General features: G+C 40.0%; 11 protein-coding genes and 1 pseudogene. 1 reads left to right on the top strand and 11 read right to left on the bottom strand.

Annotation, left to right across the window (positions count from 1 at the left end; all coding sequences use genetic code 11):
- Window positions 1-29: 29 nt before the first annotated feature.
- From FJU10_RS15095 to FJU10_RS15065, 6 genes and pseudogenes are all read right to left on the bottom strand, one after another.
- On the bottom strand, window positions 30-818 hold the full coding sequence (locus FJU10_RS15095) for a MerR family transcriptional regulator (protein ID WP_175632042.1): 789 nt from the start codon (window positions 816-818) through the stop codon (window positions 30-32).
- Window positions 819-1,063: 245 nt separating this feature from the next.
- Window positions 1,064-5,032 (bottom strand): mucin-binding protein, encoded by a 3,969-nt coding sequence (locus tag FJU10_RS15085; RefSeq protein ID WP_140966272.1) that lies wholly within the window; start codon window positions 5,030-5,032, stop codon window positions 1,064-1,066.
- Between the two features lie 530 nt (window positions 5,033-5,562).
- Window positions 5,563-5,917, bottom strand: a pseudogene (locus FJU10_RS15080) (RidA family protein).
- Between the two features lie 114 nt (window positions 5,918-6,031).
- Entirely contained in the window at window positions 6,032-6,412 is a 381-nt protein-coding gene (locus FJU10_RS15075; protein WP_077453996.1) for a DUF7006 family protein, read from the bottom strand.
- A gap of 304 nt (window positions 6,413-6,716) precedes the next feature.
- Complete coding sequence (locus tag FJU10_RS15070) at window positions 6,717-8,204, bottom strand: helix-turn-helix domain-containing protein (protein ID WP_077453997.1); 1,488 nt, start codon at window positions 8,202-8,204, stop codon at window positions 6,717-6,719.
- A 291-nt stretch (window positions 8,205-8,495) separates the two neighbouring features.
- Window positions 8,496-8,972 (bottom strand): DUF1456 family protein, encoded by a 477-nt coding sequence (locus FJU10_RS15065; RefSeq protein ID WP_081119064.1) that lies wholly within the window; start codon window positions 8,970-8,972, stop codon window positions 8,496-8,498.
- Between the two features lie 258 nt (window positions 8,973-9,230).
- Here FJU10_RS15065 and FJU10_RS15060 point away from each other — a divergent pair, with 258 nt between their 5' ends.
- The gene (locus FJU10_RS15060; RefSeq protein ID WP_005225207.1) at window positions 9,231-9,680 is read left to right on the top strand and encodes a DUF305 domain-containing protein; all 450 of its coding nucleotides are present in this window, start codon (window positions 9,231-9,233) and stop codon (window positions 9,678-9,680) included.
- Window positions 9,681-9,813: 133 nt separating this feature from the next.
- On the opposite strand, the gene FJU10_RS15055 is transcribed toward FJU10_RS15060, so the two are convergent.
- From FJU10_RS15055 to hisH, 5 genes are read right to left on the bottom strand one after another with little or no spacing between them, the layout of a single operon-like run.
- Entirely contained in the window at window positions 9,814-10,509 is a 696-nt protein-coding gene (locus FJU10_RS15055; RefSeq protein WP_140966271.1) for an aspartate/glutamate racemase family protein, read from the bottom strand.
- A gap of 52 nt (window positions 10,510-10,561) precedes the next feature.
- Window positions 10,562-11,194, bottom strand: coding sequence for a bifunctional phosphoribosyl-AMP cyclohydrolase/phosphoribosyl-ATP diphosphatase HisIE (gene hisIE, locus FJU10_RS15050; RefSeq protein ID WP_140966270.1), 633 nt, complete (start codon window positions 11,192-11,194; stop codon window positions 10,562-10,564).
- Window positions 11,195-11,232: 38 nt separating this feature from the next.
- Window positions 11,233-11,991, bottom strand: a complete 759-nt coding sequence (hisF, locus tag FJU10_RS15045; RefSeq protein ID WP_140966269.1) for an imidazole glycerol phosphate synthase subunit HisF — start codon at window positions 11,989-11,991, stop codon at window positions 11,233-11,235.
- A complete protein-coding gene (gene hisA, locus FJU10_RS15040) occupies window positions 11,988-12,707 on the bottom strand; it encodes a 1-(5-phosphoribosyl)-5-[(5-phosphoribosylamino)methylideneamino]imidazole-4-carboxamide isomerase (RefSeq protein WP_140966268.1) in 720 nt (239 codons plus the stop codon). The genes hisF and hisA overlap by 4 nt, the downstream gene beginning before the upstream one ends.
- The gene (gene hisH, locus FJU10_RS15035; RefSeq protein ID WP_140966267.1) at window positions 12,704-13,327 is read right to left on the bottom strand and encodes an imidazole glycerol phosphate synthase subunit HisH; all 624 of its coding nucleotides are present in this window, start codon (window positions 13,325-13,327) and stop codon (window positions 12,704-12,706) included. The genes hisA and hisH overlap by 4 nt, the downstream gene beginning before the upstream one ends.
- Window positions 13,328-13,334: the final 7 nt, after the last annotated feature.

Raw genomic sequence — 13,334 nt, 5'->3', positions numbered from 1 at the left:
AGATACGTTTCTCCTTGATTGATCCCGTTTTAATCGGGTTGATCAAGGAGAATTTCTATTTTACTCACGTATTCTTCCGGAAAATTCGTCTCATGAAAATCAATCAAGTAGAACTCATAAAAATTCCCTTTCGCGACCAGTCTATTTTTCTTTAGGTAACTGTTTAGTTCTGCTAAAGCAGCTAAGCGCTGCTTATATGTGCCTGTATAATAAATAGCGAGATACTCTCCTGCAGGCATTGTAAATGCCTTCTCATCTGCTAAATCGTTTGTCAGACAATAGAAAACTTGATGCCTAAATGCGTCTTCGTGCGGCAGTAAAATCGTTCCGAAAACATTTTGATTGTTGGCATGGAGTTCTTTTTCAAATTGTTTGTGCAGGCGCTTAAGTTCAAAGTATAGGTCTTTCCCCAACGTATCTTTTTCTTGGCTTAAAACAAGGTAGCGTTCTTCATAAAAAGTACGTTCAATTTCATGGTTTTGCTTTTTTTCAGCATAGACAAGCAAGTCAATTCGCTCTTTTAACAAATCTTGTTTCTCTTTTAATGCTTGGATTCTGTCTTCTAATTGCTCCATCTCGAAATGCAGGATTTCTTTGGTCAACGCTTTATTCTTTGTATCCAAGTAGTTCTTAATTTCCTCAAGTGACACATCGAAAAAACGCAGATCTCTAATGGTATTTAATCGCTCAATATCCTCGTATGAGTAATCTCGATAGCCATTCTCAGTATAGTTGGGTGACAATAAACCAATCTGTTCATAGTATCTAAGAGTATGCGGTGTAATATCATAATTTTCACTCACTTGTTTTATCTTCATCGTTCCATCCCTATCTTTCATCGCGTGTCTCTGTCACAAAATCATATCATAGTTTTCTACAGAAAACGAAGGAGTTTTTATATTAAAGCAGACAGAAGTTTTGGTGTTTGTCAGTACTTGAGCAAGCTTCAAATCGTAACAAAAAGACTACTGATAATTTTCCAAAATTAGTATTGGAAATTATCAGTAGTCTCCTACTTCGTCAGTACTCTATTCCATTTCATAAGAAAGCTATTTCTGATTCCTTATTTTCGTTTCTGTCTTAAGCGTCTTAAGAAAAATGCTAGCAGGGATGATACCGCCATAGTCACTCCAGCGTATAATACGAAGGGATTGGCTTCTTCTCCAGTTTTCGGAAGAATTTTTTCACTAGTTGCTGTTTTTGTTGTTTCTTGTACTTTAGTCGTTGTTTTCTCACCAATAGATGGTGTTTCATCCTCTGGTTTTGTCTGATCATTTGGCGTGTTGCTTGACTCTTTTGATGGGTCTGTCGGATCGGCTTCATCTGTTGTATTTTTTGTATACGTCACAATCAGCTCTGTATCTTCATCTTCCGCAGTCATTCCTGTTTGTTCTTTAACCGCCGTAAGATCTGCCGTGTAACCCTCAATTTTCTTGCTTTTCACCTCATCAAATGTCGTGTCATCGTTTGCGGCTGCCCAGTCACTATATACGACTTCACCCGTCAACAGGTTGGTTGTTGCATTACGTGTATAGGTCAAAGTTTCCGTATAACTTTCTGCCGCTTTGCTGCCATCTTCATAGACATAATGAATCGTCCGAGAAACCTCGTTGCTTTCTTCTTTCGTTTCCGTATTCGCTTTATAAGTCACAGTCAACTCGGTATCTTTTACATCGGGTTGAATATTTGTAACTGCTTTGATCAACTCATTATCTGGTGTGCAATATTCAATCATTGGGCTGGAAACTTCGGCAAAAGTCGTGTCGTTGTCTTTTGCCTTCCATTCGCCATAGGTAACTACACCAGTTGCCAAATTCTTTGTGATCTCACGGGTGAACGTGACTTTATCGGTATGATCGTCCGCCGCTTTGCTGCCATTATCATACACATAATGAATGGTTTGCTTAACTTCCTTAGTTTCTGTTTCGGTTTGCATTTTTGGCATATACATAACGGTGACTTCGATGTCTTGATTATCAACCGCTACTCCTGTAACTGCTTCGATTGTTTCCTTATCGACGGTATAGTTCTTAATCATAGGACTTTTCACTTCATCTAATGTCGTATCGTTATCTTTGGCTTGCCATTCGCCATAGGTCTTGTCACCAGTTGCTTCGTTGGTAGTGACCGTCCGCGTGAACGTGACCGTGTCTACTTTATCTGGAGCAGCTTCTTTGCCATCTTCGTATACATAATGAATCGTTTGTTTGACTTCTTTGGTTTCTGTTGATTTGGTCATGTTTGGCGAGTAATTGACCGTCACTTCGCGATCTTCTGATTTTTCTGTCAGCCCAGTGACTTCTTCAACTGTTGCTTTGTCTGCGTGATAGTTCTTGATTTCAGGACTTTTCTCTTCGTCAAACGTCGTGTCATCATTTTTCGCTTGCCATTGACCAAAAGTTTTGTCACCTGTTGCTTCATTCGTTGTCACTGTGCGTGTGAACGTGACCGTGTCTACTTTATCTGGAGCAGCTTCTTTGCCATCTTCGTACATATAATGGATCGTTTGTTTGACTCCTTTGGTTTCTGTTGACTCTGTTATATTTGGTGAGTAAGTGACAGTTACTTCGCGGTCTTTGGAGTCGGCTGTCAAACCTACAACTTCATCTATGCTTGCTTTATCCGCATGGTGGTTCTTTATCTCAGGACTTTTCACTTCATCAAACGTCGTGTCATCATCTTTAGCTTGCCATTCTCCATAGGTATTTTTCCCTGTTGCTTCATTCGTTGTCACTGTGCGTGTAAAGGTAACCGTGTCTACTTTGTCTGGCGCTGCTTCTTTGCCGTCTTCATAAACATAATGGATCGTTTGATTCACCTTTTTAGTTTCCGTAGATTCGATCATATTTGGCGAATAAGTGACAGTTACTTCACGATCTTCTGATTCTGCAGTCAGACCTGTGACTTTATCAACCCTTTTTTGGTCCGCATTGTATTTGTCAATTTCTGGACTTAACACTTCGTCAAACGTCGTGTCATCATCTTTAGCTTGCCATTCTCCATAGGTATTTTCTTCTGTTGCTTCATTCGTTGTCACTGTGCGTGTAAAGGTAACCGTGTCTACTTTATCTGGCGCTGCTTCTTTGCCGTCTTCATAAACATAATGGATCATTCGCTTGACTTCTTTGGTTTCCGTAGATTCGATCATATTTGGCGAATAAGTGACAGTCACTTCACGATCTTCTGATTCTGCAGTCAGACCTGTGACTTTAACAACCGTTTTTTTGTCCGCATTGTATTTGTCAATTTCTGGACTTAACACTTCGTCAAAGGTCGTATCATCATCTTTGGCTTGCCATTCACCAAAAGTTTTGTCACCTGTTGCTTCATTTGTGGTGACAGTTCGAATAAAAGTAACAGTATCTACTTTGTCTGGCACTGCTTCTTTGCCGTCTTCGTACACATAATGGATCATTCGCTTGACTTCTTTGGTTTCCGTAGATTCAACTATCTTTGGCGAGTACATGACAAATTCTTCAATATCTTCTGAATCGGCCTTTACATCCATGACCTCATCAATAAATTCCCTATCTGTAAAGTAGTCGTCTATTTCTGGACTCTTGACTAAGTCAAAGGTTGTATCATCATCTCTTGCTTGCCATTCACCAAGCGTTTCTTCGCCAGTGGCTAGGTTCGTTATCACTTCTCGAATAAATTCGACTGTATCCACATGGTCTGGGGCAGCTTCCATACCGTCTTCATGTAAATAGTGAATGATTCGTGCAACAATTTTTCTTTCTTCCCTGGTTTCTATCAAGGGACTGTAGATATACGTGACCGTTTGCGGAATATTGCTAAAAATAATTTTTTCTTCCCCTTGTACTTCCTTCAATGTATAGTTAGGAATATCTTCAGGAACAACTTCAATTGAATCGCCAATATTTCCGCCAGTCAGTACATTCGGAGGCAATAATTCCTGACCATCTTCATCTAAGTAATTGATAGTGACTGGTGCGCCTTCAATAAACCGAGGCTGCCACACATAGGTGTCCGCCATCGTTGCTCCATCATAGGTCAACACTAGCTCCTGTGACTTCAATATATTTTCACCATATGGCGCTTCGACGGTACCAGTCCCAACATTTTGCCAATAGCCGGTATAGTAACTGGAATGAAAACCATACATTCCACTAGGGTCAACTAAGTTCACTGGATAGGGATTGCTTGACCAATTGTTCCATCCTACAAAACTAAAATTTGGTCCTAACTTCAATTCCTTTAAGTACCAAACATCGGCTAAAAATTGGTTCATCCCAGCTCCTAAAGAACTTATTACACCACTGCTATCAAAGTTCGACAAATCTAGCGTTGTTCCTCGAAAGCCATAAAACATACTATTCATTGTCGTTGCTTGACTCGTATCAAGGTAAGTCAGCCCAACAATCTCATCCAATTCTGATGGAACTTTTCCATAATGAGAGGTGCTCTCAAACAGACCAGGCACATTTGCTGGCAGAATAACTGGTGCAGTGAGAACAACTTTTTTGATGACCATGTTTTTGAGAGAATCATCTAATGGGATCACTTGATCCACGGTGGTAGACAGTGTGCCTGCGCCTACAGTTAACACCCCTTCGATATCTAATGTTGCTGGCGCCGTCCCCCAATTGCCTGACCAAAGGATATTGTCTGATTCCGCTGCTTTTATTTTCAACTCCTCATCAGATGTTGTACCACTCTCAGTTACTTCTGCCTCAGTGGATTGTTCTACTATTTGCTCTGCGGATGATTCTGATTGAGAATCATTTGCTGGTGATGATTCCGCTAACGCTTGTTCTTCTGCGCTTTTTTCTATTTGTGTTTCTGAATCAACGGTTTCTTCGACTACTGCTTGCTCGGCTGTGACTGATTGTTGTTCAGGTACTAATTCGTTAGTACTTAGTGTCGTTTCTTCTGTCGGTGATGTATTGATCGTTTCCGCTGCTGCCGGAATACTGACAAATACTTGGGTAATCAAGGGACTGCCTAATATAAAAACAGAAGAGCTGACCAAAATACGTGATAAAAGCTCTCTCTTCACGGGTATCATCATTTTTTCCTTCTTTCAGTTTAAGTAAATGAAATCAACGACACTCTTTCCAATTAAAAAAAAGCTGCCCTTTGACAACTCCGTCTTACAGCTATGTAATGCGTTCGTAGTCTCATTCCTTATGATTGCATTATTGCATGGTTTTCAAGTGCGGACACGACAACAATCGTCACGAAAAAGACAAAATAAGTCCTATTTTATAAAGCGAAAATAAAAGAATATAAATACATCTGTTTCTGAAAGCATTGATAAAATAAAAAAATATCACATAATTTGTTACCTAAAATTGATGTGCACCATTTTTATAAACTATTTGGGTACCTAATGAAAAAACTTTGAAACAATCGAACACTCCAATTATTTCTAAGAAAAAGATGGTTACAGAGGGTTAAAAAAGGAGACTGGATATTCAGCCTCCTTTTTATTACTCCTTTTTATAGGAACAGCCAAAAATCCCTGTTCTTTCAAGTTCTCCTGCGATTAAGGGTGAAAAACTAAACCGAATTTTGAATCCTACATGCTTCCCAGACATGTTATCCTTTGAAAGCAATGGCGTCGATTTGAAAAAGGATCCCTACCTCACCCGAATGAGCAAATGCTGTCTGAATCGATTTTCTCACCGGAAATTTTCTATGGAATTTTTCTTTCAGAATCTTTTCCATAATCGGGATATCAAAAACATCTTTAAAAAGTACATCCATTTTGACTACATCTGTTAATGACAAATCCACTAATTTCAAGCGTTCTTCCAATTGATCCAGTGCTCCTACAATCTGTTGTTCGATAGACTGTCCGATATTTCCCACACAGTAGCCAACAAAAAAAAAAATTCCCTGCTTCGATCACGCCTGAAAGTGCCCAATCCTCATTGATATCATATCGTTTCATTCGCTTCTCCTTTATATTTCTTTTTGTAATAGACGCTGTCTAATACTTGCCTTGTTCTATTCTTGACCTTGTATGACTTAAATCGTCAACCATGGCATACCAACTGATGAATTCCTAATCCACCGAAAAATGCAAAGAGTGCGGGGTTGGGGCGGTCAAAGTCAGCCCACATCTTTCTTTAAAGTAAGTCTTGCTGTCTTCGTTTGCCACTTGCAAGATTTCCGCTTCAGTAAAAGGCACAACATTATCACTTCCCCGCAGCTCAATACACTCCAAAATAATCAAAATTTCTGCTTCAAGCGTATTGATTCTTGCAAACTGTTCGAAAAAATTTTCTTGATTGACTTCTTGAATTGCTCTGCGAACTTCTAAACAATTTTTTTGAATCTTTTCTTTGAGTTTTAAATACCCATACTTACTGAAAATTCGTTCAGATTCCTCAATATAAAAGTTCAAATATTCTTGCAATGTGTGGATCTTAAATGGTTCCTCCATCGTAAGCACCTCCTTTATTTTAGCTGTTGATTCTTATGTAAAAGGAATTGTTCTAGCATTGTATGTCTGTATTATCACACGGTTTTTAGCTGGAAACGCGTCAATATGTGACTGATTAAATACAAAATACGTCCTGTTATATACAGCTAATTGATTTACCTCCAAACTTCGTTGGCATTCAAGAGAACCTGAAACACTCCTGTTCAACGAATTTATATCCTCTGGGTATAAAGAAAAACAGTCAATACTCTCAGATTTGAGAATACTGACTGTTTGCTGAAACTTGGATAAATCAATCACTTTTTTATTTTTGATTGGACCTATTCTGAAATGTTTCCACCGCCTCAATTAGTTCTAGCCAACGATCGCCAGTTGGAAAGCTATTCCATTTAAAAAATTGGACGTTCGGATTTTGATCAAGAAAGGCTTGCCGATCGACTGGATAATCGGTCACAACAAAATCTGGTTTCTCAGAAACGAAAGATAGGGTATAGCCAAACCAGCGTTTCAACCGTTCTTTTTGCCTGATTTCTTGGATTTTTCCGAATTTTGATTCATGAAAAATCCGCACGGTCGATCGATCGATCTTTGCTACAATTGAAAGAAGCATGCTGTATTGAAATAACAAGCGATTATTGCCAGCGTACATACTAGCAAAGAGTGGTGTTTGTTGGGTAAGGGTTTGATACAGCTCCTGAACAAGTGGAAAAATCTTTGGAAACACTCTGCGATAGTCCTTATCCGTTGTCGTTTTTCCAAAAGCATCGATTTTGTTTTTCGATGGAAAAACAACAGAAACAGAATGAATGTACAAAGCATTAATAAGAAGATAGTCAGTCTCACCTTCTGGTACAAGAAAGATCTTCTGAGCAGTTTCCGCAAATAATCTTGCTGTTGCTAGTGCTTGTTCTGAGAAATGATCGTCAATTGATGGATGGCTAGGAATCTCTTCAGGTAAATACGTCGTCATTACAGAGAACATGTAATATAAGAAAAGAAATTCTGCTTCTGGAACGTCATTTAGAATCAAGTTATCTCTTAACAATGGTTTAATAAGCTCTTCTTTGAATTGTTCAAAGGAAATCGTGAGATGAACCATTTCCTTCATCTCCTGAGGAATCTCATTCACAGGAAATCCTCTTTTTAAACGATAAAGACTTATCGCAAGCAGCTGAACAAATTTTTCCTGATCAATACCGCGATAGCAGCTGGGGTAACTCGTTAACTTGTCCTTAAAGGAACGAATGCTCTGTTTCGACAATCCGAAATGACGGACATTTGTTGCATCATAGATCTGCCAATACATAATATGGAAAAAATGACGAATGCGGTATTCTTTTCCCACGAATAGTGGCTTCCTTTTTAAGTTAAGTTTGATTTGGTAATTTTCTAAAATACTCTCAATTTCCTTGAGTTTTCTTTGAACGGTGCGATTACTGACATAGTGTTGTTGGGCGGTTTCTTCTAAGGACACATATTTATCACTAAAGAGTCTGTCTATAATTTGAAATGGCATACTCTCTGAGAGCATGACCGAATAGAGCTTGGATAATAAAAAATTAGGAGCAAAATAAAGCACCAACTCCCTCCCCTCATGCATATCGATCTCAAAAAAAGGATAGGAGTTTTGTAAGTCTCTGGCCCGCTCAAAAACTAGCGCTATTCTTCTTTTTGACAGATTTACTTTGTCAGCAAGGTCACTCAATCGTTCACGATCAATCGCCTGTTCAAAAAAATACGCAAATAGTTCATAGACATCTTGGTCTAATTTAGTTAAAAGAAACTTATACATAGCACTACCTCTTAACTTTATTTTTAAGGTAATTATACTCTTTTAAACATGTATTTTCATTTAGTAGGTATTAATTCTCGTATCAGTGGTGAATGAGTACGTCAAGTTCCAACAAAAAGAATTGAAAAGAATAATCTGTCAGTTGAGTTACTCATTTTTACTCCTTGTATGAACCCCATCAGTTTTATAATTGTTCAACAAGAGCTGATACTATGAGATTTCAAAAAAAAAAGACACATAAAATGCATCTCTTTAACGGCCATTTTGTAAGCTCATCCTATTTTTAGATTTTTACTTGTTGTCCCGATACTCGATCGTCAATCCTTTTAAAAAGTTGCGGGCATATTTGTCTAAGCATGGTTTGTAATTGCGATGGCCTTCTTTGCGTAAAATGGCGCCTAGTTCACCTTTTGAAACCGTAACTCCAGCCTGCTGGAAAATGTCCAGCATTTCATCCGTGGTTAGGGAAAGGGCAATTTTTATTTTCTTCAACATCAAATTATTCACATTGCCATTGTTTAGCTCTAAGACAGGTTCTGCAGCATCTGGCTTTGTTCCTCGTTGCGAGCGAATCAAACCATTTAAGAAACGCTCAAAGGCTTCATTGGTACACTCAATCTCGTAGGTCTCAGGATCTTTTTTCTTCAATAATTGTCTTACTTCTTCTTTTGTGAAAGAAGCGCCGCCAAGTTCAAAAATTTTCACCATGTCGGTATCCTTGATATCCAAAGCATAGCGTAAACGCGTTAAGCGATCATTGTGATTCATTCTATACACCATCCATTTCTTAGGTTGATTATAACAAATAAACCTAGACGAGTAATCCTGTTTTCGCTTTTTTACTCTGAGAATCCATTGTTCTCGTTCAGATGTATATCGCTTCTCTCCTTCCACTTCCTCCGCTATACTTGATTTAGGGAGTAAATTTCTTCTAACAGAACAATAAACGAAAAAAAGCATCAGTTACGATGATGTTTTGGATTGCTTTATTGTTTTTATTTTGTATACAAAAAGGAGAGGAAAGAAATGAAGAAATACGGGAAATTTTTGGTAATGATTGGGGTATCGACGGTGATTATGTTTTGTATGATGTATTTCAATGTCTACGCCCTCGATCATATCTTTTTCAGCCAAACCCGCCTGTTTATGGCACTTATGATGGGCGCGATGATGGCGATCATCATGCTGTTATTTATGTGGAAGATGTATGACAACAAGAAAATGAATATCGGCATTCTAGTTGTCAGTGTTGTACTCTTTTTTGGTTCACTGTTTATGGTCAGAAGCCAAACTGCCGTGGGAGATACGGCCTGGATGAAAGCCATGATTCCCCATCATTCGATTGCGATTTTAACCAGTAAAAATGCCGATTTGTCTGATCCAAGAGTAAAAGAACTTGCAGAAAAAATCATTGACGCACAGGAAAAAGAAATCAAAGAAATGAAAGAATTGATCGAAGAGTTGGAAAATAAGTAATGGGATAAAAGAATGCTTTGAAGCCACCTATTATCAAACTAGCTTGCTAAAAGTCATTCTACAAAGCAAACTTCTAGCAAGCTCTTTTGCTGTCTTATGGTAAATAAACAGTCCATGAATTATAAGAGCATATCTAATCTTCTTTTAAGGCTTCATTAACCGCTTTTTCTGAATGGATAATCGTTGTATCAAAAACAGGAATGGTTAAATCTTCTTGCTGAATCAACAAATCTATTTCCGTACAACCCAAAATGATTCCTTGAACACCTTTTCTCACCATTTTTTCAATAACTTCTAAATAAAACGATTTTGATTCTGCAAGTGTCTTCCCAAAAACAAGCTCTTTAAAAATAATATCGTTTACTTCTGCAATTTCATCCTGTTCGGGAATAGTCACTTGAATTCCTGAATCCACAATTCTTTTCTTATAAAAGTCTTGTTCCATTGTATATCTTGTTCCAATCAATCCAACGCGTGAAATATTTTTATTTTGAAGTTCCGCAATTGTAGCATCGGCAATATGGAGCACTGGAATTGACAGATTATTTTGGATGTAATTATAATTTTTATGCATCGTGTTTGTACAGATTAAAAGAAAATCAGCTCCACTTTTCTCTAATTTTTGGGCTACTTTCGTTAGAGCAACGGCACTTTTTTCCCATTCATTCTCTTTTTGATAAACTTCAATCTCCGCAAAATCTACACTTGCTAAAAGTAGTTTAGCAGAATGCACCCCGCCTAATTGTTGATTTATCATTTTGTTAATATTTGTATAATATGTGACAGTACTTTCCCAACTCATTCCACCGAGCAATCCAATCGTCTTCATAAAGAAATCTCCTTTCTATCACAATAAAGAGACTTAAATCGATAATATGTTGTTATTGCATCCGCTCTTGTTTGACTTTCTTATCCACAACATGACGCTTGGCAAGTTCTTGGCGAATAGTAGCTAACTCAATCCCCATTTCTGCCATTAAAACCAATATATGGTACGCCAAATCAGCAATCTCATAAACGGTTTCTTGACGGTCTTCCTTCATCGCCCCAATCACGACCTCGGTTGCTTCCTCGCCGATTTTTTTTAAGATTTTCTCACTGCCTTTTTCAAACAAGTAGCTGGTATAGCTGCCTTCTTGCGGGGTATCTTTACGACCTTTTATCAGCTCATACAACGCATCAATGGTCGGAGAGGATTCTGTACCATAAAGCACTTCTGTAAAGCAGCTTTCTGTGCCTGTATGGCAAGCAGGTCCGTCTTTTTTTACTTTGGCGACTAAGGCATCTTGATCACAATCTGCGGTCAAAGATACTAAATGCTGGTAATTGCCGCTGGTTTCTCCTTTGCGCCACAATTCTTGACGACTGCGGGAATAAAAGGTCATCAATCGGTCCTTCAAGGTCAAAGTCAAACTTTCTTGGTTCATATAAGCCAAGGTCAAAACTTCATTCGTTTCCACATCCTGCACGATCACTGGAACCAATCCTTGTTCATCAAATCGTACTTGCACCATGTTATCCACTCCTTCTATTGCCTGTCAAAACGCCAACGCTATACGGTTCGTACGGGAATATCGACGGCCTGTAATTGTTTTTTCAGCTCCGGGATTTTTACCTCGCCATAGTGAAAAATCGAGGCTGCCAGACCTGCTTCAATATTTGGCAACTGAAACAGCTCGATAAAATCGGCACTTTTGCCAGCACCACCCGATGCGACGATCGGTAATTTGGTGATTTCGCTGACAGCTTTCAGCAAGTCGAGATCAAACCCCTGCTTCACACCATCGGTATCCATGCTGTTGATGACTAGTTCACCCGCACCTAACTGCTCGGCTTGGCGAATCCACGCCAATGCTTCTAAGCCTGTATCTTCCCGCCCCCCTTTGGCAAACACATGCCAGTTCTCACCGACTCGGCGAATATCGACGGATACAACAACGCACTGGCTGCCATAGCGTTTCGCACCTTCTGCAATCAACTCTGGTCGACGAAGCGCCCCCGAATTGACACTGACTTTGTCGGCGCCACAGTTTAAGACTCGTTCAAAATCTGCTACTTGATTGATGCCGCCCCCCACCGTCAAAGGAATAAACACTTCTGACGCCACGCGCTGCAAAATGTCCGTGAATAAGCCGCGTTCTTCTGCAGAAGCAGTAATGTCATAAAAAACCAGCTCATCGGCGCCTTGTTCATTGTAAAAGCGCGCCAAAGTCACCGGATCATTGACATCTTTTAAGCCAGCAAAGTTGACCCCTTTCACGACTCGCCCATCTCGCACATCAAGGCAAGGAATGATTCGTTTGGCGATCATGACCTTTCCTCCCCTGCTGCTAAGACATCGGCCAATTGGAGACTGCCGTTATATAAGGATTTCCCGACGATCACGCCAGAGATGCCCAACTGTTTTAATCCTTTGATATCTGCCAATGAAGCCACGCCACCAGAAGCCACGATGTCGCAATCCAATTGATTGAGTTTTTCGTATAAGGGCAGATTGATACCTTCTCCTGTACCGTCACGGGAGATTTCGGTAAAGATGATCGTTTGCGCTCCCCATGCCACCAATTGTTGGCAAAAAGTAAACGCGTCTGTTGCCGTTTTCTCGAGCCAGCCTTCCACTGCCACTTTTTCTTCCTTGGCATCGACCCCAATGGCGATCTTGTTGCCGTATTTCTTGAGCATCGCTTTTGTGAATGCTGGGTCTTTCTGGGCAATCGTGCCGAGGATCACCCGATGAACGCCTGCTGCCAAACAATGCTGGATCGTTTCTTCCTCACGGATTCCGCCGCCGACTTCGACAAACAGATTGGTCTGCTGGACAATATTTTTTGCGACATCAAAGTGATGGAGTTTGCCGGCTTTGGCACCATCTAAGTCGACGAGGTGCAGATAGTTGGCACCTTCTTCTTCAAAGGAACGAGCAAATGCCACTGGATCATCCCCAAACACTTCTTTTTGCTCATAGTCTCCTTGGTACAAACGGACCACTTTTTGATCTAACAGATCGATTGCTGGAAAAATTTTCATAGCGGCACCTCCGTAAATGCTTTTAAAATCTTCAACCCGACAGCCCCACTTTTTTCTGGGTGAAACTGAGTGCCGAAGACATTGTCTTTTTGCACGATACCGGGAATTGCAAGACCATAGTCACTGTCTGCTATGACATACTCTTGGCAATCAGTAGCAAAATAACTGTGGACATAGTAGACAAAGTCTTGTTCCCCTAACCCGCTGACGAGGGGGCTTTCTTTTCTGACAGTCAACCGATTCCAACCAATCTGCGGCACTTTCAGATTCAGTTTGGCTTCTTCAACGGCGCTTTGCATGGAAACGATCCTTCCTGGAATCAAACCGAGCCCCGCATGTGTGCCAAACTCCTCACTACTATCAAACAACAGCTGCATCCCTAAACAAATGCCTAAAAAGGGTTTGCCAGCTGCTGCCAATTCTTGGATCGGTTCGATCAGCGACAACTCTGCTAACTTTTGGCGGGCATCGCCAAACGCACCTACGCCGGGTAAAAGAATGCGGTCGGCAGCTTTTAATTCCGCTAGTGAACGCGTGATTCGGCACTCAACACCCAAGTAGTCCAGCGAACGAGACAAGCTGAACAAATTGCCGACACCATAGTCGATGATTGCTAACATAATACGC

Source organism: Enterococcus sp. OL5 (genome assembly GCF_006491895.1).
GTDB lineage: Bacteria > Bacillota > Bacilli > Lactobacillales > Enterococcaceae > Enterococcus_D > Enterococcus_D innesii.
This window is presented reverse-complemented; position numbering and strand designations above follow the sequence as displayed.